Origin of the sequence: Varibaculum cambriense (genome assembly GCF_022133705.1) — a bacterium.
Lineage (GTDB): Bacteria > Actinomycetota > Actinomycetes > Actinomycetales > Actinomycetaceae > Varibaculum > Varibaculum cambriense_A.
Map to the genome: position 1 here is coordinate 74,041 of NZ_JAKNHJ010000006.1, position 23,081 is coordinate 97,121.

Below are 23,081 nucleotides of genomic sequence, written 5' to 3' on the forward strand. Positions count from 1 at the left end.
AGCGTCAGTTTTATGCCGTAGGGCTACTTCTCACTTGGATTATTGTCAGTGGAGCGCCCAATCGCATCTAGCACTCCGTTTATAAAATCTGGTGATTCCGGAGTGGAAATCGCTCGCGCGGTACCTACCGCTTCGTCTACCGCAATCTTCCAGGGAACATCCTCATTGTAAAGAATCTCCCACACGCCGCAACGCAAAATCGCTAGATCCGGTTTGGGCATGCGATCTAGCGCCCATGCCCGGGAATACTGGCTGAGCGTCATATCGATATCGAAAAGATGCTCCGCTACGCCCTCGGCAATTTCTGCCGCGTAATCAGGCAGGGTGGTTTGCGCGGTAGTCAGATGCTGCCGGGCAAGTACCAGTTCCCGCAAATCTTCTGGGTCTTGATCTAGACCTTTGAGATTAGCTTCGTAAAGGGTATCAACTGCCCGTCGCCGTGCTTTGGTACGCCGAGATAGCCGATTCTTGGACACTGGCTACTATTCCTTAACCCGGGAAATATAATCACCCGAACGGGTATCTACCTTGATTTTCTCGCCCTCTTCCACAAACAGCGGAACCTGAACTTCATAACCAGTCTCTACGGTCGCCGGTTTGGTTCCCGCAGAAGAACGATTACCCTGCAGCCAGGGCTCGGTGTGGGTAATCTGCATGATTACCGAGGGGGGCAGTTCCAGGAACAATACCTGTTCGTCATGAAAAGCGACTACGGCGCGCTGATTTTCAATGAGGAAGTTCTTGGCGTCGCCTACGATTTCCGAGGTAATCATCACCTGCTCATAGGTGTCGTCATCCATGAAGACGAAATCAGTACCATCTTGGTACAGGTAGGTCATATCCCGGCGGTCAACCGTTGCGGTCTCGACTTTTACCCCGGCATTAAAGGTACGATCAACCGTTTTGCCACTTAAAACATTCTTGATCTTGGTTCGCACGAACGCCGGGCCTTTTCCCGGTTTAACATGCTGGAACTCCACTACCTGCCATAACTGGTTGTCAAGTTTTAGTACCAGACCGTTTTTCAAATCATTTGTTGTCGCCAACTTAATACCCCCAAGTCAAAATCAATCGTTACTACTTTACTTTAATCATGCGACGGTGGAAAATATTGCCCCTAACCGGTACTTTCACTTCCTAGGTTTAAAGCCTCCGCCACTTTTTGCAGCGCTTGCGCTTTCGATAAATCCGAAACTTCTACTGTTAGGGGATGTAGAATCTGCCACCGCTGGCGTCGCTGCTGCCCCATTTGCCGCAGCCACGCCCGCGGCATCCCCAATCCTAGGGAGCGAGGGCGATTGAGCCCGGCGCGATCGGCCATAGTCGACAGGTCAATCACCAGTTCTAGCACTTCAGCACCAGGCAAGTCTTGCAGCTCGCGCAAGGTTTGCGGGTTATCTAAGGCGCCGGAGCCACAATCAACGATGGTGTTTTCGCGGGGCAGATTATGCAAGAGGTCGCGCAATACTTCCCGTTCGACCTCGCGATAGCGTTCCTCTCCCACTGCTAGCAGCGCAGTATCTGCCGCGACCTGTAATTTGGAGGCTACCTCGCGATCGGTAGCAACCAGGTTCCACCCCAAGTTATCTGCTAGCGCCGCCCCGATAGTAGATTTTCCGCTTCCCGGTAGCCCAATCAAGAATACGATCCTATTCACTTGGCCGCTCCTGGCTCGATAAAGCGGGAGAACCTGCCGCGGTATCAGCCTGGTTTATAGCATTAAAAGCGCGCTCTAATAAGTGGTAATCCGTGATTGGGGTGACCTGAATCTGTCCGTTACCGGTGGTAAGCACCATGCGGATTACTCCCCCGCGAACTTTCTTATCCGAAGCCATGATTTTCAGCAATTGCTTGAAAGAGTATTGTGGGCAAGTGGTCGGCAATCCCAACGCTGCAATCTGGCGGCGTTGGGATTGCATTTGCGAGGGCGTAAGCAGGTTCAGTTCCACCGCCACCTGGGCAGCAAACACCATCCCGATGGCTACCGCTTCGCCATGTAACACTTGGTAGGAACTAGCCTTTTCGATCGCATGGGCGAGGGTGTGTCCATAGTTAAGGCACTCCCGCATCCCTCCTTCGCGCAGGTCTTCGCTAACCACCCCGGCCTTGACATTGATCGCGCGGCTAATTACTTCTTCCGCAGCGGCAGGAGATCCCACCAGCTTTTCGGGACTCTGTCCGTTCAGTATCTGCAATATTTTCCGGTCCGCAATAAACCCGCATTTAATGACCTCCGCCAAGCCGGAGTGCAGCTGCCGTGGCGGTAGGGTCTGCAAATAATCGAGGTCACAGATAACTGCGCTCGGTGGGTAAAACGATCCCACCAGATTCTTACCTAGGGAAGTATTGATGCCGGTTTTGCCTCCGATGGCTGCATCCACCATCGCCAACAAAGAAGTGGGTAGGTTAATTAATTCAATTCCTCGCAGCCAAGTGGCGGCTACGAAGCCCGCCATATCGGTAGTTGCCCCGCCTCCGAGCGCCACCACCGCGTCCTCGCGAGAAAAATGGTTTTCACCCAGACAGCGCCAGGCATCTTCCACAATCCGGATATTTTTGGCACCTTCTCCATCCGGGTGCTCGAACAGTTTTACCACTTGTCCCGATTGGGTGAGGCTAGTAGCCAAGGCACGGGCAGCGCCCGAAAGCGGCGGCGGATAGATTAAGAATATTTTCCGAGGATGCTCTTGTAGCATCTGAGTAAGCGCTGCGCCTGCCCCCTGCCCCACGATGACCTGGTACCCGGCACCAGAAGTTACCGGAATCACCCGCGACGCTGCCTTAACCTGCGCCGGTAAAGTAGCCAAAGCCTCCAGATGGTAGCGGCGCACCGGGAGCTGCTCTTTTCTGCCTAATCCCCGCATTACCGCGGAGGAGACTTCGCTAAGAGTGCCGTTAGCGGGAACGATTAGGGTAGCCGCCTCCAGATAACTCTCCCGGCGCTCTGCTTCCAATTGTGCAAGCTTGCCACTGGGACTGTCCACGTCAGCTAAAAGTGGGCGGTTAGCATCTTTCCCCACGCGGGCAGCCGCCTGGGAAAGTGAAACATCTAGGAAAACCACATCTTTGCCTGCCAGCGCTGATCGGGTTTCCTCCCGAGTGAGCGCGCCGCCGCCCAGGGAGATGACTCCAGCGTCGCTAGCGAGCAGTTCCGCAATAGTCTTTACTTCTAAGTCTCTAAAGCCGTCCTCACCGCGGGTAGCAAAAACCTCAGGGATCGACATTCCTGCCTTTTGGCTAAGCACTTGATCAGCATCCCGGAAGGAACAACCTAAACGCGCGGCCACGAGCCTGCCTACCGAGGTTTTACCGCTGCCGGGCAAACCAACGAAAACTATTTGCTTTTGGCGAGTCATAGCCTCGCCTCCACGCGCTTTTGGTAGGCCTGCAGATTCTCGCGTACCTGATCCAGGGAATATCCCCCCACATGCTCTAACAACGCATCAGCCAGGACTAATGCCACCTGTGCTTGGGCGATCACCGCCCCGGGGACTACCGCGCAAGTATCGGAGCGTTGATGAATAGCTCGGCTTTCTTCCCCGCTTGCCAGATCAATGCTGCGCAAAGCACGAGGTACGGTAGAGATCGGTTTGAAGGCACAACTGACTCGGATTAGCTGTCCGTTCGACATGCCACCTTCGATCCCGCCGGCATGGTTGGAAGCTCGGGTTATTTCTCCGTTTTCTGCCCGAACAATCTCGTCATGGGCTGCCGACCCCGGCAGATACGGCTGGGTTCCATCCCCGACTTTTACGGTTTTCACCGCGGGGATCGACATTAGAGCAGCCGCTAACCGAGTATCTAAACGCCTATCTGCCGTCACATGGCTACCGAGACCAAGCGGTACCCTAAAGGCCGCTACCTCGACACTGCCCCCGATAGTGTCTCCATTTTCCTTAGCCGCATCGATCTGGGAAATCATTTGCTCGCTAACGGTTTTATCCGGACACCGCACCGGGTTTTCGGCTAGGCTGCCTTGTTGATTCAAGTCCGGAACTGGATAATTTACCGGTAGCTCGGCTTTCCCAATTTGAGTTACATAGGAAATCAGCTCTATTCCGGCGGCTTGTTTTAAGAACTCTTGGGCAAAAGCTCCCAGCCCTACCCGCATTGCGGTTTCCCGGGCGCTGGCACGCTCTAAAACCGGGCGAGCCTCCTGCAGGTCATAGGCGAGCATTCCCGCCAGATCCGCGTGTCCGGGGCGAGGACGAGTTAAAGGTTTATTGCGAGCAATTTCCCGCTGGTCGCCTTTACCAGCGTCAATTTTTAGTGCCTGCGGATCTACCGGATCCGGGCTCATCACCGTTTCCCATTTTGGCCATTCGCTGTTTTCAATCAGCAGCGCTATAGGGGCACCGGTAGTCTTTCCCCTGATCACCCCAGCTACCAGATGGGCACGGTCCTGCTCAAATTTTTGGCGGGCTCCCCGGCCGTAGCCGGCGCGCCGACTGGCTAAATATTCGGCGACTTTTGCGGTCGTGATTTCTACCCCCGCGGGCATTCCTTCCAAGATTCCTACCAGCGCGGGGCCATGCGATTCGCCGGCGCTCATCCATCTCAACATGGCTTCATTCTTTCATGGAACCATTTTTTCCGGTTTAGCTTTCCACTTCTAGAACAGCTAAGCACACCGGCTAAAAAAACAAGTTTTCTAGCGAGGAACCACCAGTAGAGCGATATAGGTGGCTGCTAGCAACCAAGGGCCGAAAGCAAAGCGGGTAGCAGAGCTGGCTTTCTTCACTGTCACTAGATAAAGCGCCCACAGACCGCTACCTACTACGGAAAGGATCCCCATCAGCAAGAGGCTATGCCAAGAAGAGCAGGTAGCCAGCCCCACCAAGAGGGGAACTAGCCGCAAATCACCAGCCCCGATACCGTGACGTACAAAAGTACCCGGGAGCAGCAGTATAAAGCTTCCGATCGCTACGATGAGAGCATAAGCCGGTTTTACCCACTGTCCAGTAATGAAGCCAGCCAAGATAACGACTGTTACCACCAGTATCAAGAAAGTTAGAGTCATCGAACGCGGGAGCCTTTGGGTGCCCGCATCAATAACTGAAAGCACCGTCCCCAGGGTGAGTAAGGGAAACAGCAACAGTAAATTGATGGATCCGAACCGTACAATTACTGCAGTTCCGACTGCAACCCCAGCTATCAGACCTATCACCCACGGCTTATTCCAGAATGCTCTCGCTTGACCAGAAAGGCGAAAATACTTATCTACCTTGGGTAACCCGTATGCCAAGTTTCCAACTCCCGCGAATAATAACGCGATAATCAGGACTAACAATTGCATTTTCATGCCGTTATGCCTCCTTAAGAGCTGTCCGCATAGCTTGAAGATTGGGAGTGCGGGAAGTAAATAACTTGACCTGCATTTGGGCTTGATGTAGCAGCATGGATTTTCCGGAAATAATAGTGGCGCCGTCGCGGCGAGCTTGTTTTACCAGTTCGCTCGGCCAAGGATCATACACAATGTCTAATACGGTTTGATCAGAGTTAAAGGAAATAGTTTTATATAAGCCATCCAGAACTTCGCGAGGAACGGTGGAAATAATCAGTTCCGCTGCCTGCAAGGTTTCGCGAGCCTTCTCACTGGCGGCTAGGGGAATATATCCGGGATCGATGCCTAACCTGGTCGCCGCCTGCAGGGCATTACCTGTCCCCGATACTCTGCGCGCCAACAGATTAATCTGAGCGGCCTCAAGTTCGGTTAAAGCGGCTAGCGCCGAGGAAGCAGTGGCCCCCGATCCTACTATGACCGCTTTTTCGGGGCTGAAGTCACGACCCTTAGCCTCTTTAATGGCTGCCACCAACCCATAAACATCGGTGTTAAATCCCGCGGTAACTCCTCCTGGGAAGGGCACTACGGTATTTACGGCTCCGGTTGCTTTGGCTAGCCCATCAACTTGGGAAAGTAGGGGAATAATCACCTGCTTTAAAGGCATAGTCACCGACAGTCCCACCAGGTTTTCCGGCCAGCTGGCCAAAAATGGCTCCACCTGATCCTTGGTAACTTCTATCCGGCGATAGTCAATATTTAACCCAAGATCCCGATAGGCTGCCAGGTGGAGAACTGGAGACAGCGAATGGCTAATCGGGGATCCGATTACCGCTGCCCAGGGAGTTAGCGTTTGCATTTGCCCTGGTTTTGCTGGCACCACTGCTTAAGTTCCTCCACGCTCTTCTTCTGTTCTTCTAAAGTGAGGGCGAACTTAGTTTCCCCACTGTCCAGATTGACCGTGGTGAAGTAAAGCCATTTACCATCAGCCGGTTTCACCGCCGCTTGCAGTGCCTTCTGCCCTACCGTCCCGATGGCAGTTGGGGGCAGTCCTTTATGCTTGTAAGTGTTATACGGGGTGTCTTGTTTTAGATCCTCGCTACTGGGAATTCCGCCGGAGCGGCCAAGACCATAAACCACCGTGGAATCCATTTGTAAAAATCCGTGAGTATCCGGATTATCTTGAAGACGATTTTCAATAACCCTAGCTACCTGGGCGTAATACTTATCGAGATTGACTTCTTTTTCTAAGATAGAAGCCTTAATCAGGACACTAGCACGCTGCTCGGGAGCCACTCCCGCCTCATCTAAGCGTTTAATCTGGGTGTCCACCATGGTTTTTACCAGATCTTTTACGCTCTGTTTGGTGGAAACAGTATAAGTATCGGGAGCTAGCCAGCCTTCGAAAGATTCTTCGCTTTGCCCGGGAATACCGTATTCGGCGGGGTCTGCGAAGGCTTCAGCTACCTGATCAGCATTGAATCCGGCAGTTTCCTGCAAGCGGGTCTTTATCTGCTTAACGGTAAACCCGGGAGGAATAGTTACCTTAATATCTGCTTTGGAGGTAGGATCTAGCAGCATTGCCAGCGCTTCTCGCGAAGACATCCGTTTGTGCAGTCGGAATCGTCCGGCTTGCACCCCTTGTGCCAAAGAATTTTTCTTAAATATATCGGCAAAGACGTCCGCGTCCGCGATTACTCCTTCTTTTTCTAGGATTGTTCCGATAGTTTTACCCGAGGCACCTTCGGGAATCTCGATGATTACTTCCCCGCTGCCTTTACCTTCGTAGTCTTCACCCCCAGATATTATGCCGCTAATTCCTCCGAGCTCTTTGGCAGCAATAACTGAGGCTCCAGTAATTAAGCCGATGACCACCAGGATTACCACTGCCGCAATAGTACGTTTTTTACGGCGGGCTTTCCGCCGCGCACTACGCCCGGTAACGGCTGACCGGGAAGGAGTAGTCTCAGCCGACTCCCCTTCCCAATAGCTGTCGAGGTTAGCGGAATCTTGCCTTTGAGAAGGCTCCGCTACGCTGTTTTTATCGGCGCGGCGGGACGGAAAATGTCTTCTAGCCTCGCCATTGTCTTCCTCGCGGCTCATCAGGCTCCCTCGCTTTCAGATCCGTTGGCCAGCGGCAATCCGGGGGGACGTCCGGTTCGCCGTTCTATTTCCAGCGCCTGCTCCAGGATTAGCACTGCAGCCTGTTGGTCTACGACGCTCTTATGGTCACGCCCTCCAACTCCGGCAGAGCGCAACTGCTGATGAGCGCTCACCGAGGTGAGTCGTTCATCTACAAGTCTTATGTTACAAGTTGGTAACAGCTGTTCCAACTCTGCGCCCCACGCGCGCACGTCGGCGGCGTTTTTGCCTTCTTTCCCACTGAGTAAACGCGGCAGGCCAATGATGATTTCCTTCGCCTCATGCTCAGCTACCAATTCGGCGACGCGAAACAGCTCTTGCCCGCCGTCACGGTAAACAGTTTCCACCGGCAATGCCAAGATACCGGCCGCATCGGAGCGAGCCACCCCAATGCGTCTAGTACCCAGATCTATCGCTAGTCTGACGCCGGTACGCATTAGCTATTTGCAATCTCGCGTTCAATTGCTTGCAAAGCCTCAGCAAGCTTACCTGCGTCTTTACCTCCGCCTTGCGCCAGGTCGGGTCGGCCTCCTCCGCCGCCTCCCATGGTTTGAGCAGCGATCTTCACTAGATTCCCGGCTTTGAGTCCTTTTTCCCGAGCGCTAGCAGTAGTGGCGACAACTACCGAGGGACGATCTTTAAATACGCCCCCTACTGCTACTACTGCATTGGCATCGTGTAAATGTTGACGCAGTGCTTCTGCAAGTACCCTCAGGGCTTCCCCGGGCACCTGCCCCGCATTAAAGCTAACTACCCGCTTGCCCGCAATCTCTTTGGCAGAGGCCGCTAACTCCCCTACCCGGGATAAGAGATTTTCTTGTTGCAAGCGGTTTAGTTCTTTTTGCGCATGACGTAGGCGAAGTAGGGCATCGTCAATGCGGGAAGGAATCATTTCCGGTTTAGTTCCCATAATCTTGGCGATCTGGGTGATTAATTCATGCTCTTTTGCCTGAAAATCAGCGGCTTTATCGGCTACTAGCGCCTCGATTCGTCTAACCCCTGACCCGATAGAGCTTTCAGACATCAAGACTACCTGTCCCAGGTATCCGGTGGTTGGCATATGGGTACCACCGCAAAGCTCGCGATCCCAGCCATTACCAATATCAACTACTCGCACTTCTTGCCCGTATTTTTCCCCGAACAAAGCGGTAGCGCCCGACTTTTTGGCATCTTCTAATGACATAATCTCGGTATTAACCGGCAGATTTTCCCGCAGCTGATCATTAATCCGGTCAAAAATCTGCTCTGTTTGCTTATCGTTTAGAGATTTGCCGTGGTGGAAATCAAAACGCAGACGGTTTTCGTTATTTTCACTGCCTGCCTGGGTGGCCTGGGCGCCTAAAGTTTCTTGCAACGCCTTATGTAGCATATGGGTTGCAGTATGGGAACGGGCAATCGCTTGACGGCGAGCGGTATCAATCGCGGCCACCACCTCGTCGCCTACGGCGAGTTGTCCCGCTTCCAAAGTTCCTCGGTGTACCCGCAGACCGGCAACCGGACTTTGCACATCTTCGACCTTAAATTTAGCACCCTGGAAGGAACGGATTACTCCATGATCAGCCAGCTGCCCGCCCATTTCTGCATAGAACGGAGTGGCATCTAAAACGATTTCTACATTGCTTCCGGTAGAAACAGCCGGTACTGCCTGACCATCAGCCAGCAGTCCAATCACTTTCGCGTTGCAGCTGTCTTCGGTATAGCCCACGAACTCGACTTCGTGACCGAGTTCAGCTTCCAGTTCATGGTAGATACGCGCATCCACGTGCCCAGTCTTTTTAGCCCGGGCATCTTCGCGGGCACGGTTCTTTTGTTCCTGCATTAACTCGGTGAACTTCTCGCGATCAACCTGGATACCCTGTTCGGCGGCCATCTCAATAGTCAAATCAATCGGGAAACCGTAGGTGTCGTGCAAGGAGAAGGCATCTTTACCCGATAGCTGGCTTTCATGATGTTGCTTAAGGCGGGTTACAGCCTGGTCAAAAATTAAGGTCCCGGACTCTAGCGTGCGCCTAAAGGCTTCTTCTTCCGCGTAAGCCACAGTAGAAATGGTTTCCCAATCCCGGTCTAATTCGGGATAGGACGCTGCCATTTCCCGCTTTGAAACCGGCAACAGATCAGGAAATACCGGTTTTTCTACCCCCAAGAGGCGCATAGCGCGCACTACTCGGCGAATCAGACGACGCAGTACATATCCGCGACCATCATTACCGGGACGTACCCCATCCCCAATCAACATTAAAGCGCTGCGTACGTGGTCAGCTACTACCCGCATCCGGATATCGTCAGGATTATTGGAAGTTTTACCTTGGGTGTACCGTTTCCCCGACAGCTCCTGAGCCTTTTCAATTACCGGGAACACCTGGTCGATCTCGTACATATTGTCTTTGCCTTGTAGCAAGAACGCTAGCCGCTCCAGACCTAATCCGGTATCAATGCATTTCTTATCGAGTTCGCCGAGCAGCGGATAGTCTTTACCGCGTCCTTCACCACGTAAGTATTGATCAAAAACCAGGTTCCACAATTCCAGATAGCGGTCGCCACCGGTATCTGCTTCCGGGCCGCCTTCTGGGCCGTAGCCGCTTCCGCGATCGAAGTGGATTTCAGCGCAAGGTCCGGCAGGCCCGGGCTGCCCGGTATCCCAAAATATTTCTTCGCGAGGCAGCTTTTGTAGATGCATCGGATCGAGGCCGATTTGGTTTAACCAGATGTCTTCGGCTTCAGCATCGTTTTCCCAAATAGTTACCCACAGTTTGTCGCCGTCCAGACCGTATTTGCCTTCGTCGACCGAACCGGTGAGCAGATCCCAGGCCATGGTGGAGGCACCCTGTTTGAAATAGTCACCGAAACTAAAGTTCCCACACATCTGGAAGAAAGTGCCATGCCGGGTGGTTTTCCCAACTTCTTCAATATCGTTGGTGCGGATGCACTTTTGCACACTGGCAACCCGCGGCCAAGGGGCTGGCTCGGTTCCTACAATATAGGGAATGAACGGCACCATTCCCGCGATAGTGAACAAAATCGACTTATCGGGAGAAACCAAGGGAACGGAAGGGGCTAGGTGGTGTCCCTGCTTTGCAAAATAGTCGAGCCAACGGGAACGAATTTCAGAAGTTTGCATTATGCCTCTAGATCTTAGGGAGGAGGAGCTGAGCTCCCTCCTATTGAACATGGGATTAACTTAAGGGAGTGGTTTGTGGCATTAACGCCGCCCGCAATTGCCTTTCTCGGACTTTAAAATCTTCCTGGAAAGCGGATCCGGCAGCTTGTATCCGCTGACGTACCGGAGGGATCGAATAGGCAACGGCACCCACAACCGCCACGGCGATCCCCAGTTTTACTAGTTTGTTCATTAGTCTTGCCCTTTCCGGTTAAACATTCTCCGGGCGGCGTAAGAAAAGGCAGACAGCTTAATCAGTGGGCCGGCAAAGGTAGAAGAAACCAAGGTCGAAACCGCAGAGATATCTTGCGCAACTTGTGCTGCGGAAGTGGTTACTGCATCTACCCGCACCAACTGGGCATTGGCATCCCGGACTGTTTGGGAAACTTCCTTAACGGTATCGCCAGTATCCGCTGCTACCTGCTTAATTGATCCTTGAAGCTGGTCAAATACTTTCCCCAGCTTCCACAGAGGTATCGCTAGAAACACTACCAGCAGCAAAAACGCTAAAGCGGCGATTAATGAAGCAACCTCACCCACGCTCATTGTTCTTCCTTCCTAAAGAATGCTTGTATATAGCTAAATTTTACCCTACCGAGCATCAGTCCCAGAACCAAGCAAAATATGCGTGATGCCTCCCGAAAAATCGGGAGGCATCAGGCAACAAGAATAATTACTTAGCGTGAGTAGTGTTCAACCACCATCTGCAGATCGCAGACTACCGGGATTTCGTCGCGCTCAGGCAAACGCACGTAGGTTGCCTGTAGCTGTTCTAGGTTCACATCCAAATAGGGGGGAACATCCGGGAGTACATCGCGGTGAGAACCCGCGGCCGCCACAATAAAGGGATCTTTAGTCTGGGACTTGGGGCAAATCTGGATAACCTGACCGGGCTTTACCCGGTAGGAGGGACGGTCAACCTGCTTGCCATCGACCAGCACGTGACGGTGAACTACCGTCTGGCGAGCCTGCGGCATAGTGCGGGCAAAACCAGAACGCAAGACCAGGGCGTCCAGACGGGACTCTAGCAGTACGATTAGATTTTCACCGGTCATGCCCTTAATCCGCCGCGCCTCTTCGAATAGGCGGTGCATCTGAGCCTCGCGGATATTGTATTGGGCACGCAGACGCTGTTTTTCCTTCAAACGGATCGCGTAGTCAGATTCGCTGCGACGGCGAGCCCTGCCATGTTCACCAGGCCCATAGGGGCGACGGTCAAAGTAACGCTGTGCCTTCGGGGTCAGCGCGATCCCCAGAGCGCGAGAGAGACGAACCTGCTTACGTGCACGTTTATTTGCCATTTAATTTTCTCCTGTATGGGTTCTTTAATTTTCATTCACCGGCATTGCCGGTGGGGTCACCACGCGGGCTAAGACCCCAGGGTTGTCTGGAGACAACTGTCTTAGATTAGCTTATTTTTGTTCCCCATTGCCATTGGCCAAAATGCCGCGGATGGTATGCAAACGTTTAGACACCAAATCTTCGTAGCCGTTATCGGTGGGGTAATAATACTGAGTGCCAACTAAAGACGCAGGTAGATAGGTCTGCGCCACAATATGATGCGGATAATCGTGCGCATATTTATATCCGGACACTCCCAATTTTTTCGCATCAGCGTAATGAGAATCACGCAGATGGGCAGGTACTGAGCCGCTTTTCCCGGCGCGCACATCTTTAATGGCGGCTTCAATTCCCAAATAGGAGGCATTGGATTTCGGGGCGGTAGCAACTGCCACGGCGGCCTGCGCCAGAATAATCCGCCCCTCCGGCATTCCAATCATCTGGACTGCCTGAGCCGCGCTGACTGCAATTTCTAGCGCTTTAGGATCGGCCATCCCCACGTCCTCGCTGGCACAAATCATGATTCGCCGGGCAATAAAACGTGGGTCTTCTCCCCCTTCGATCATGCGTGCCAAGTAATGCAAGGTGGCGTCGACGTCAGAACCACGCATGGATTTAATAAAGGCACTGATTACGTCATAGTGATCATCGCGATCATATTTCACGATTGCAGTATCGGCGGCGCGAGCTATATCTTCAGTGCTGAGGGCGCTACGTCCCGCCGTTAACGCCCCCTCCGCGGCTGCCTCTAATAAAGTCAGAGCTTTGCGCGCATCGGCTCCCCCGAGATCCGCTAGGCGATTTAGGGCGTCCTCGTCCGCGGTTACCTTGCCTTTCAATCCGCGTTCATCAGTGAGGGCGCGCTGCAGCACTCCTTTCACGTCCTGCTTATTTAGCGGGTTTAAGGTGAGCAGCAAAGAACGCGAAAGCAAGGGAGAAACTACGGAAAAGGAGGGGTTCTCGGTAGTGGCGGCTACCAAAATAACCCAAGAATTTTCCACCGCCGGCAGCAGCGCATCTTGCTGGGACTTAGAGAAGCGATGCACCTCGTCCACAAAGAGCACGGTTTGTTTCCCGGTGGCTCGCAGTTGCTCGCGTGCCTGCTTTATAACTGCCCGTACTTCTTTAACCCCGGCAGAAACCGCGCTGACCTCCACAAAGTTTCGCTGCGAGGCAGTGGCGACCAGATAGGCTAGCGTGGTTTTCCCAGTTCCGGGCGGGCCCCAAAATACTATGGAACTAACTGCCCCCGCACTGCCTTGAGGTTCTAGAAGCCGCCGCAAGGGAGAGCCCGGCTCTAGCAAGTGTGCTTGCCCGACCACCTCGTCAATACTGAGCGGACGCATCCGTACCGCCAAAGGTGCGGATGCAGAAAAAGCGGGGATCCCCTGTTCGTTAAGCGCCGCCTGTTGAAAAAGATCCACTAGATCATTACATCCGAAAGATCACCGGCACCTTGGCGTAATACCTCAGGCACCTGGCCGGTGAGATCAATAACCGTGGTGGGACGGGCTTCTTCTACCGGGCCTTCAATCACTGCATCTAACAGGTAACCGATTTCATCGCGAATTTCCCACCCGTTCGCTTCTGGTACTTCTTTATCTGGCAAAATCAAAGTGGAGGACATTAACGGTTCCCCCAATTCTTCTACCAGTGCCAAAGTAGTTACGTGGTCAGGAATCCGTGCCCCCACCGTCTTTTTCTTAGGGTTGAGCATAATCCGTGGCACCGCTTTATCGCCCTTCATAATGAAGGTGAAAGGCCCAGGGGTGAGCCGGTTTATCAGCTTAAACGCCGAATTGTCGACGATCACTAGCTTCCCCAGCTGCTTGAAATCATGGCAAATTAGGGTGAAGTTGTGAGTTTTAGGCAGCTTGCGGATAGTTTGGATCCGTTCCAGCCCCGCTTTGTTTCCAAGTTTGCAACCGAGGGCGTAACCAGAATCGGTGGGGTAAGCGATCACGCCTCCATCTCGAATAATGTCAGCAGCTTTAGTGATTAGCCGCGCTTGGGGATTAACTGGGTGAATATCTATATAGGCAACCATGTCTTACAGTCTAGCAACCCGAGAATAATCAGTTCCTCCTGTTTAGCTTGGAGCATTAATCCGCCTGCACTTTGCTTTCGACCCGAGGACGGATTTGGGTATTATTGACCCGGATCAGTCGGCCGGGCGACCGCGGCTAGTAATAGTCGAGGAAAGTCCGGGCTCCACAGGACAGGATGATGGCTAACAGCCACCCGGGGTGACCCGCGGGCTAGTGCCGCAGAAAACAAACCGCCACGCGTGCGCGTTGGTAAGGGTGAAAAGGCGGTGTAAGAGACCACCAGTGGTCAAGGTGACTTGGCCAGCTAGGTAAACCCCATCCGGAGCAAGACCAAGCAGCAAGTTGGGTGGTCCGCCTTTAGCTTGCGGGTAGGTTGCTTAAGGCGTGCGGTAACGTACGTCTCAGATAGATGGTCGCCGCTGGCTATGCCAGTACAGAACCCGGCTTATAGGCCGGCTGATCTGCTAAAACTCTTGGCGGATACGCCAGGGAGAGGACGCGAAAACAGAACTGACGTTACTGCTTTTCGGTCTTCGCGTAAAGATCCTCGATTTGCTCCCCATAGGCATCCCGAATCCGATTACGCTTAATTTTTAGCGAAGGAGTCAGCATCCCGTTCTCGGTAGTCCAATCGGTAGTAATTATTTTGATCTTCCGGATAGATTCTGCCCGGGACACTGCCCGATTGGTGCGCTGAACTGCCCGCTGCAGAGCCTCCAGCACTCGCGGATCGCGAGCCGCACGGGTAACATCCATCTGCGCCATGCCGTGATTTTTCAGCCAGGTGGGCAACATTTCTTTATCTAGAGTGACTAAGGCCGCTACGAAAGGCTTATTGTCCCCCACCACCATCACTTGCGAGATCAGAGGATGCCCCTTCAGTCGTTCTTCTAGAACCTCGGGGGCAACGTTTTTTCCACCGGCAGTGACGATAATTTCCTTGGCCCGTCCAGTAATTTTAACGTTTCCATCGGCATCGATCTGCGCGATATCCCCGGTTTTTAGCCACCCATCCTCGGTAAAGGCCTCCCGAGTAAGCTGCTCTTCCCCGTGATAGCCGCGCATAATCGAACCTCCGCGTGCCTGCAGCTCGCCGCCCTCACCCAGACGCACTTCGTTACATAGCAACGGATGCCCGACATATCCGGTTTTATTACCGATCCGATCAGACATAGTTAAGGGGCCAGTAGTTTCGGTGGCGCCGTAGCCTTGCAAGACTTCGATTCCGCACCCGATAAAGAACCGGCCGAGCCGCTCGGCCATCGGTGCCCCTCCAGATACGATCCCCTCTAGGTTTCCGCCCATCAGTTTGCGAATCTTATTTAGGACTAGCCGCCGAGCCATGCGAATCTTGACTTTTTGTCCGAAAGAAATTTCTGCGCCTGATTCTTGCAGGCGCGCCCACTGTTCGGCAGTGCGGGCTGCCATCCGGAAAATCCGCAGTTTAATCCCGGAACCAGCAGTAGCATCAGCAGCGTTATAAATTTTTTCCAGCACTCGCGGTACCACTAGCAGCGCGTTCGGTTTAAAGGTCTGCATATCTTGCACAATGGTTTTCGGGTTAGGCAAGAAAGCGGCGGTACCGTGACCTACTAGTTGCTGATACCCCAAGAAACGGGCAAGTACGTGGGCTACCGGCAGGAAGTAAATTACCCGGGCACCGAGGTTGTAAATCCAGTCATTCCAGCTGCCCCGCTCGATTACGGCGTTTAAGGGACGCAAAAAGTTGGCGTGGGTAATTTCCACCCCTTTGGGGCGCCCGGTAGTCCCGGAAGTAAAAACGATAGTGCACAGGTCATCAAGTTTTATTTGCTGCAGGCGTTCATCTAGTTCTGCGGGAGGAATAGCGCGTCCGTGTTCTAGCAGCCGGGTAAAACCAGAGTCATCTAGAGAAAAAACCACCGAGATTTGCCCAGCGAGTTCGGGTTCTCTATCTAGCTGACGGATCATATTGGCTTGCACCGTAGAATCGGTAATAACCGCTTTTACTTGGGCTTTTTGGGCAATCCACTTTACCTGTTCGTAGGAATCAGTTTCGTAGATAGGTACCGTTACCAGCCCCGCTGCCTGCGCCCCCAGATCCATAACCATCCACTCGTAAGAGGTGGATCCTAAAATAGAAACCGCATCTCCCGGTTTGAGTCCCAGTCCGATCCACCCTAAACCGGCTGCCCGGATCGCGTCTCCCAGAGAAGCTGCAGAGATTTTTTCCCACGCTGCCCCCAGTGCGGAAGGGCGTTCCACCGCTACTTGCCGCGGGCGCCTGCGAGCACGATCAAGGACTGCTGCAGACACCGAAGTGAATTGCATTAGATCGATAAGGGGAGCTCCCATTGGCGAATCTCCAATTCAAAATAAGTTTCTCTTTTCCGTAGATTAGCACAGCACAAAAGACAAAAACGGCTAATCTTTCAGCACCAGTATTACTTGTCTCATTACTCTCTTTACTTAAGAGAACATCAGTTCAACATTGCGCGCAGGAACTGTCCGGTGTAGGAAGTTTTCACTTTTGCTACTTGCTCCGGAGTGCCTTGCGCCACTAGCGTACCTCCGCCGTCTCCGCCCTCGGGGCCTAAATCAATCACCCAATCAGCGCACTTGATTACATCCAGATTGTGTTCGATTACGATTACCGAGTTGCCTTTGTCTACTAAGGACTGCAAGACCAGCATTAATTTGCGAATATCTTCCAGGTGGAGGCCGGTGGTGGGCTCGTCTAATACATAGATAGTGCGTCCATTGGAGCGGCGCTGCAGTTCACTGGCCAGTTTCACTCGTTGGGCTTCTCCCCCAGACAGGGTGGTAGCACTTTGGCCCAGGCGCAGATACCCTAATCCTACCTCTACCAGGGTGTTGAGATGCCGAGAAATCTTGTTTATGGGAGCAAAGAATTCCGCTGCTTCGCTGATTGGCATATCAAGCACCTCGGCAACCGATTTATCCCGATATTTAATTTCTAAAGTTTCCTGGTTATAGCGAGCGCCCCCACATACTTCGCAGGGCACATACACATCCGGCAGGAAATTCATTTCGATCTTGAGGGTGCCGTCTCCCTTACAGGATTCGCAACGTCCTCCTTTCACATTGAAAGAAAAACGGCCGGGTCCATATCCGCGCAGCTGCGCCTCCGGAGTTTGGGCAAAGAGGGCGCGCACTGCATCCCAGACCCCGGTATAAGTTGCCGGGTTGGAGCGGGGGTTGCGCCCAATCGGGCTTTGATCAACGTGCACCACTTTGTCCAGATGCTCGACTCCTTCGATAGCTTTATGTCGCCCGGGAACCACTCTTTTTCGCTGTAGCTTGGCGGCTAGCGCCTCGTACATCACCTGATTAATGAGGGTAGATTTACCCGACCCCGACACCCCGGTGACCAGAACCAACTTACCTAGAGGGATCGAAACATCGAGATTTTTAAGGTTGTTTTCTCGCGCCCCAATAATTTTTAGTTGCCGATCTTTCTCGATCTGGCGCCGTTTTTTAGGGACTACTATTTGCTTCTTACCCGACAAATATTGTCCGGTGAGGGAGCGTTTACAGTCTGCGATCCCCGCTACTGGTCCCGAGTAGAGGACTTCTCCCCCATGTTCACCAGCTTGCGGCCCGATATCGACTATCCAGTCGCTGGAGCGGATAGTGTCCTCATCATGTTCCACCACCAGCAAAGTGTTCCCTAAATCGCGCAGCTTCTTGAGGGTTTCTATTAGCTTATGGTTATCCCGTTGATGCAAGCCAATCGAGGGCTCATCGAGTACATAAAGCACCCCGACTAGCCCGGATCCAATCTGAGTGGCCAGACGAATCCGCTGGGCTTCACCCCCGGAAAGCGTGGCCGCTCCCCGCGCTAAGGTTAAATAACCTAGACCTACATCTTGTAAGAACTGCAAGCGTACCTGCACTTCTTTCAAAATAGGTTCCGCGATTTTCTTGGCCGGCTCAGTTAACTCCACTTCCGCCAGGTATTGACAACTGGCGGAAATCGATAGTTTAGTTAGCTCCGCGATATTTAGGTCCCCGATTTTTACCGCCAGTACCTCCGGTTTTAGACGGTCACCGTGACAGGTGGAACAAGGAACCTGGCGCATATAGCCTTCGTAGCGCGCCCGCATCACCTCGGACTCGGTTTCCTCGCGCTTGCGCATAATCCAGGGGATTGCGCCCTCGAATCCGGAGGAATAGGTGCGCATCCGTCCCCAACGATTCCGGAACTTTACTTTCACCCGATAGTCGCGCCCTCGCAACAGAGCTTTCTTTTGGGAGGCCGAGAGCTCTCGGAAGGGAGTATCCAGATCGAATCCTAGTTCCTCCCCCAGACCAGCCACCATGTGCATAAGATATTTATTTTTGGTTGACCAGGGACGAATCGCACCCTCGGAGATAGATAGCTCCGGATTGGGAACCACCAGTTCCGGATCAACCTCTAGATGGGAACCCAGGCCGGAGCAATCAGGACAAGCCCCATAGGGAGCATTGAAGGAAAAAGTGCGCGGCTCGATTTCCTCGAGCTGCAACGGATGATCATTGGGACAGGCGCGATTTTCAGAAAAGTGGCGGGAACGCTCCGGATCAGATTCATCTCGGTCCACAAAATCCACCACTACCAACCCGTCTGCCAGTTTTAGCGCGGTTTCTATCGAGTCGGAGAGCCGGGTGCGCACTCCCTCTTTCATCACTAGACGATCGACGCGCACAAAAATATCGTGTTTAATTTTGCGCTCCAGCTTGGGGGGCTGAGTCAGGCGCACAGTTTCCCCATCCACCACTGCTGCCGAGAAACCTTGGGTTACCAGGTCCGCAAACAGTTCGCTATATTCGCCTTTGCGTCCGCGCGCCACCGGAGCCAGAATCTGGAACCGGGTTTTTTCCGGCAGGGTAAGCAGGCGATCCACGATTTGCTGGGCGGTTTGGGCTTGGATTTTTTCCCCACACACCGGGCAGTAAGCCTGCCCGGCGCGGGCATACAGCAACCGCAAGTAGTCGTAGACCTCGGTAATCGTACCTACGGTAGAACGCGGATTCCGGGAGGTAGATTTTTGATCGATAGAAACCGCCGGAGATAGCCCGGCGATGAAATCTACATCTGGTTTATCCAGGCGCCCGAGAAACTGGCGGGCATAAGAGGACAGGGACTCTACATAGCGGCGCTGACCTTCGGCGAAAATGGTATCGAAAGCCAGTGAAGACTTCCCCGATCCCGAAAGTCCGGTAAACACCACCATCTGGTCGCGGGGAATCTCGATGCCCACATTGCGTAGGTTGTGTTCCCGTGCTCCCTTAACTACCAGTTTTTCATCCACACTCCTATCCTACGAACAAACGTTCTATTTTGCATTTTCGCAGGCAGCTAGGCTTCCTTTTCTTTGGTAACGTCCCAGCTCGGATCGGATTTGATCCCTTTTTCGACCAGCTTGGGATCTGCCGAAAGCGAAGTGCGCAGTTTCGGATACCGTTTGTCTTCCTTCCACCAGGGCATCCATCCCACATATCCGTCTACTGGCGGCAGTTTAGATTCCGGTTCGAACCCCAGCCCGGAGGGAGTTTCGGGGATGAAGTCCGTTAAGAAATATTTATCCTTATCGTCCGCGTATTGCTTGACCACTTTCCTAAAGGCTCCTAGTTCGAAGAACAGGCAGTTCGTCCAGGGATTGCGGTGATGTTTCTTCATCTTGTAGAGCCAATAAATAAACAGCGCCACATTAGATAGCAAAGCCAACCAGGCACACACGATATTGGCCGTCGGGTTCATAGTGGCGTAGTTAGTCATGATGGAGGGGCGCACTAGCAGTTCCGGGAAGATGTTGTTGGCCGCAATCCAGAACATCAAAGTGAAACAGCGGAACCAGATCCATTGTCCTTTCGCCCAGGTGAAGGCAGGTACCGTACAAGCTAGCAGTAACGCCAAGGTACAGTACCAGGTGTAGTCGGCGAGCGAGTTGTACAGGAAAGAATGATTCCACAGGTCATAGGCAATAATCCACGGCCAGGCCATATCCGCCCAAATCAGCCCTTGCACTTTTCCTTTCTTTGCCGAAGACACAAAAATTTTTCCTAGGCCGGTAATAGTAATAATGTTTAGTACCCCGGCGGCGGCCGAGAGTAGGTTCCAGTAACCACCGATGGTACGGAATCCGGTGGCAGGGTCGATGCCTACTCCGCTGGTCTTAAAAGCCTCTGCGGCAGCTTGATACCAGGCTACAGAGCCACTAGCTGCGGTGATTCCGCGAGTTTCTGGTAGCCCCTCGATCATCGAAATTGAACGGGCGGAATCGATATCCATTAGGCATTGGAAATTGGTGGCGCAAGCGCGGTAGGTGTCAGCTTCAAAATAGATGGTCAGGTCGCGAATATTAGCTTCCATAATATTTACTGCCAGCCCAATCCAGAGGGCAACCCCAAACCAAATCGCATAACGGCGAGCTTTTAGGGGATTGCGTTTACCCCAGTGCAGGAGGAAGGCCGTCATCGTAGCTGTGGCGAGCATGATGATGAATTTTCCGAAGGGGAACCATCCCACCATGGGCACCCCGTGGATAATGACATAGGGAATCAGTAAAACTCCGCCGACTGTCCAGAGGGCGAAGGCAGTCCACGTCCAACGGCGATGCATTTCGGCTACTAGCATTTGGAGAACAAAAATTAATATCCAAAAAAGGTAGACCCAGATTGGGCCTACTTCCCATAAAAATCCCATCAGAATTCCTTTTTAACCAGGCCACGCTGCCCGATTACTTTGACCTTACGTATTAACTTTTAAAATGACACTACCTGCGGATGCGTCACCATAAAATATCTTTTCAAAAGACCTTAGAATCCGACAGACAGTGATAGGTTAAATGCTAACGCAGGGTTAACAACGGTGTTACCTGTTTAAAAAAAATATCCAAAACATACAACTACGGAGAATCTATATGTCTAGCAAATCTGGCCGGATAAAAAAGGTTTTGCGCCTGGGAGCTTTCGGGGGCAGTGTCGCCCTCGGCGGAATGTTCGGCTTCAGTCAGTTTTCGGGCAAAGCTACTAAAGAAGAAAATGAGTGGCACTATCCTTCCGATGACTTAATCGATCGTTGCTACTCCAATGGTCGCTCCTCTACTTATGCCATTAATATTGATGCTCCCGCCTATGCGGTGTACCGGCACCTAAAACAGTTAGGTTGCGACAAAGCCGGCTCCTATTCCTCCGAATTCCTAGAACGAACCTTTGCGCGGCTGCCTTTCTTTAACTCCTACGAAATCCAGGAACAGTGGCAAGGACCAGAAGCCTTAAAGCCCGGGGACATCGCGGCTTTTGACTTTACCGGTATGTCCATGGAGTGGGCGGATGTAGTCCCCGGTAAGTATCTTTCCCAATGGGTCGACACCAAACACCCGCCGCGGGCACCGGGATCATTCGCGTTCCGCTATCCCGGGATGAAGCACTACGCGGCAGCCTGGTGTTTTTACCTGATTCCCCTCCAGGGCGAAAGGTGCCGGCTGATCAACCATTGGCGGATCGGATTTGAACCCGACACCAAATTCGCGGCCGCGATTAACTGGATCAACATTGAATTAATCGGCGGGTGTATGGCGCATCTGCAGAACCTCTATGTGAAGCGGGTTGCCGAATTCCGCAAGAAACCGCAGTGGCAAGGCCGGATTAAGCGGGCAGTCCTGGGGGGCAAGCTCTTCGGCTATAACACCCCCGCGGGACGCTGGGATGGCACTGAGCTTTACGAAGACACCCACAACTAGTGGCTACGCTATGGCCGCCAAGACCCGGCAGTAAATGAGGTGCGTCCTCCGGTAACCGACAATCCGGCTTGGCCGCCCACCTCTGCTAACTCCCCCTGGGCCGAGGTAGTAGATAGCGACTATTTCACCGATTGGGAAGAACCCGAGTTTTCCTGGGAGGAACAGATCCGCCAAAAGAAAGAGAAAACCTATCTACCTGGTTGGGGTAAGAAGGCGGCGAAATAGCAAATGACACCGGACTATCCCACTTTATTCTTTTTCGAACTGGGTCAGTGGTATGACTACCTAATGTTAGTGGTGGTCATCGCGGGGCTGGCGGTAATGGCCTGGCTAGCGATCCGTTATAAATGGGTGGCGATCGCGGTATTCATTGTCATCCCCGTGGCCTTGACAATTTTCTGGTGGCCTTATTCACGTGCCGGCACTAACTCGGACGGTTGGTTCCCGATTGTGAAACAATACTCGGCGCTAATCGGGTCATTGTCGCTGGTAGCGTTGCAGTATTTCCCGAAGCTGCGTGATAAACGTTGGTACCTGTGTATCCCGCCTTTTATTTTGGCGATAAACATTACCGAAGCAGTTATTCGCGATTTCCAGTGTTATGGCATTCACGGGGTCGATCCCTCGCAAGGCATGGTTACCTGGGGCGGGCCGTGGAACATTATGAACGGAATCGCGGGAATCCTAAATTTCCTGATGATTTCGGGCTGGATGGGAATCTACGTATCCAAAGGCAAGAATAAGCAAATCATCTGGGGAGATCTGACTGTCGGTTGGATTATTGCCTACGATCTGTGGAATGTTGCCTACGTTTATAACTGTCTAGCTGATCGCGCCTGGTATTCGGGGGTAGCTCTACTGGCCTCTTGTACGATCCCCGCCTTCTTAGCATTCGGGAAGGGAGCCTGGATTCAATACCGGGCTTACACCTTGACCTTCTGGTCAGCGATAGTGCTAACCTTCCCGCACTTTATGCAAGATTCCATGTTTGCCCACCGCAGCGCCCACAACTCCACGGCGATGCTGCTACTTTCGGCAGCCGCGCTAGTGGCCAATGTGGTGGTGTTCGGGTATCACCTCTATAAGGTGCGCTCCACCAGGCGCAATCCCTTTACCCAAGAAGTTTATTGGGATACCCCCTATAATCAGCAGATTGCTCGCGAAAATGGCGGCAAACTAAAAAATAATTAGCACCTCCCGGCCGCGGCGCTGGGTCAGAGCCTGTCACCTAGATTTCCTGAGTTTGATTAAGGTTTCTAAGTGGCAGGCTCTTAGCTTTACCAGTCTTTATAGATATTTTTAGAGGCCGAGGACGTCCGCAATATTTTGGGGTTGGCCTGCGAAACCGAGTAGTTTAGTAGGGTATGTAAACACTAGTTACTGCG

At 52.8% G+C, this 23,081-nt stretch carries 19 protein-coding genes, 1 other RNA gene and 1 pseudogene; 3 read left to right on the forward strand and 18 right to left on the reverse strand.

Annotation, left to right across the window (positions count from 1 at the left end; genetic code table 11):
- Positions 1-23: 23 nt before the first annotated feature.
- From nusB to L0M99_RS04255, 15 genes are all read right to left on the reverse strand, one after another.
- Positions 24-476 carry a transcription antitermination factor NusB gene (nusB, locus tag L0M99_RS04185; protein ID WP_024058829.1) on the reverse strand — a complete coding sequence of 151 codons (453 nt, stop codon included), beginning with the start codon at positions 474-476 and terminating at the stop codon, positions 24-26.
- Positions 477-482: 6 nt separating this feature from the next.
- Positions 483-1,046, reverse strand: a complete 564-nt coding sequence (gene efp, locus L0M99_RS04190) for an elongation factor P (protein ID WP_238127861.1) — start codon at positions 1,044-1,046, stop codon at positions 483-485.
- Positions 1,047-1,117: 71 nt separating this feature from the next.
- Entirely contained in the window at positions 1,118-1,657 is a 540-nt protein-coding gene (locus L0M99_RS04195; protein ID WP_238127862.1) for a shikimate kinase, read from the reverse strand.
- The gene (gene aroB, locus L0M99_RS04200; RefSeq protein ID WP_238127863.1) at positions 1,650-3,356 is read right to left on the reverse strand and encodes a 3-dehydroquinate synthase; all 1,707 of its coding nucleotides are present in this window, start codon (positions 3,354-3,356) and stop codon (positions 1,650-1,652) included. The genes L0M99_RS04195 and aroB overlap by 8 nt, the downstream gene beginning before the upstream one ends.
- Positions 3,353-4,564, reverse strand: coding sequence for a chorismate synthase (gene aroC / locus L0M99_RS04205; protein WP_238127865.1), 1,212 nt, complete (start codon positions 4,562-4,564; stop codon positions 3,353-3,355). Before aroC ends, aroB begins: the two co-directional genes overlap by 4 nt.
- A gap of 87 nt (positions 4,565-4,651) precedes the next feature.
- Complete coding sequence (locus L0M99_RS04210; protein ID WP_238127866.1) at positions 4,652-5,302, reverse strand: prepilin peptidase; 651 nt, start codon at positions 5,300-5,302, stop codon at positions 4,652-4,654.
- Between the two features lie 4 nt (positions 5,303-5,306).
- Positions 5,307-6,140 (reverse strand): shikimate dehydrogenase, encoded by an 834-nt coding sequence (locus tag L0M99_RS04215; protein WP_238127867.1) that lies wholly within the window; start codon positions 6,138-6,140, stop codon positions 5,307-5,309.
- Entirely contained in the window at positions 6,128-7,384 is a 1,257-nt protein-coding gene (gene mltG, locus L0M99_RS04220; protein WP_238127868.1) for an endolytic transglycosylase MltG, read from the reverse strand. The genes L0M99_RS04215 and mltG overlap by 13 nt, the downstream gene beginning before the upstream one ends.
- Positions 7,384-7,860 carry a Holliday junction resolvase RuvX gene (gene ruvX, locus L0M99_RS04225; RefSeq protein ID WP_238127869.1) on the reverse strand — a complete coding sequence of 159 codons (477 nt, stop codon included), beginning with the start codon at positions 7,858-7,860 and terminating at the stop codon, positions 7,384-7,386. The genes mltG and ruvX overlap by 1 nt, the downstream gene beginning before the upstream one ends.
- Positions 7,860-10,541 (reverse strand): alanine--tRNA ligase, encoded by a 2,682-nt coding sequence (gene alaS, locus L0M99_RS04230; protein ID WP_238127870.1) that lies wholly within the window; start codon positions 10,539-10,541, stop codon positions 7,860-7,862. The genes ruvX and alaS overlap by 1 nt, the downstream gene beginning before the upstream one ends.
- Positions 10,542-10,596: 55 nt before the next feature.
- Complete coding sequence (locus L0M99_RS04235) at positions 10,597-10,773, reverse strand: hypothetical protein (RefSeq protein ID WP_238127871.1); 177 nt, start codon at positions 10,771-10,773, stop codon at positions 10,597-10,599.
- The gene (locus L0M99_RS04240) at positions 10,773-11,126 is read right to left on the reverse strand and encodes a DUF948 domain-containing protein (RefSeq protein WP_024058818.1); all 354 of its coding nucleotides are present in this window, start codon (positions 11,124-11,126) and stop codon (positions 10,773-10,775) included. Before L0M99_RS04240 ends, L0M99_RS04235 begins: the two co-directional genes overlap by 1 nt.
- Positions 11,127-11,257: 131 nt before the next feature.
- Positions 11,258-11,881, reverse strand: coding sequence for a 30S ribosomal protein S4 (gene rpsD, locus L0M99_RS04245; RefSeq protein ID WP_024058817.1), 624 nt, complete (start codon positions 11,879-11,881; stop codon positions 11,258-11,260).
- Between the two features lie 111 nt (positions 11,882-11,992).
- Positions 11,993-13,345, reverse strand: a complete 1,353-nt coding sequence (locus L0M99_RS04250; protein WP_238127872.1) for a replication-associated recombination protein A — start codon at positions 13,343-13,345, stop codon at positions 11,993-11,995.
- Complete coding sequence (locus tag L0M99_RS04255) at positions 13,345-13,968, reverse strand: L-threonylcarbamoyladenylate synthase (RefSeq protein WP_238127873.1); 624 nt, start codon at positions 13,966-13,968, stop codon at positions 13,345-13,347. Before L0M99_RS04255 ends, L0M99_RS04250 begins: the two co-directional genes overlap by 1 nt.
- 114 nt (positions 13,969-14,082) lie before the next feature.
- On the opposite strand from L0M99_RS04255, the gene rnpB reads away from it, so the two are divergent.
- Positions 14,083-14,433, forward strand: an RNA gene (gene rnpB, locus L0M99_RS04260) — RNase P RNA component class A.
- Positions 14,434-14,485: 52 nt separating this feature from the next.
- On the opposite strand, the gene L0M99_RS04265 is transcribed toward rnpB, so the two are convergent.
- The 3 genes from L0M99_RS04265 to L0M99_RS04275 form a co-directional block, all read right to left on the reverse strand.
- Positions 14,486-16,303: an AMP-dependent synthetase/ligase gene (locus L0M99_RS04265; protein WP_238127874.1), complete on the reverse strand. Its 1,818-nt coding sequence runs from the start codon at positions 16,301-16,303 to the stop codon at positions 14,486-14,488.
- Between the two features lie 125 nt (positions 16,304-16,428).
- On the reverse strand, positions 16,429-19,263 hold the full coding sequence (gene uvrA / locus L0M99_RS04270; protein WP_238127875.1) for an excinuclease ABC subunit UvrA: 2,835 nt from the start codon (positions 19,261-19,263) through the stop codon (positions 16,429-16,431).
- Positions 19,264-19,310: 47 nt separating this feature from the next.
- Entirely contained in the window at positions 19,311-20,657 is a 1,347-nt protein-coding gene (locus L0M99_RS04275) for a DUF5692 family protein (RefSeq protein WP_238127876.1), read from the reverse strand.
- A 292-nt stretch (positions 20,658-20,949) separates the two neighbouring features.
- Between L0M99_RS04275 and L0M99_RS04280 the strand changes: the two are divergent.
- Both L0M99_RS04280 and L0M99_RS04285 read left to right on the forward strand, forming a co-directional pair.
- Positions 20,950-21,921 (forward strand): annotated as a pseudogene (locus L0M99_RS04280) (hypothetical protein).
- Between the two features lie 3 nt (positions 21,922-21,924).
- Complete coding sequence (locus tag L0M99_RS04285; RefSeq protein WP_238127877.1) at positions 21,925-22,887, forward strand: DUF5692 family protein; 963 nt, start codon at positions 21,925-21,927, stop codon at positions 22,885-22,887.
- The last annotated feature ends 194 nt before the right edge of the window (positions 22,888-23,081 follow it).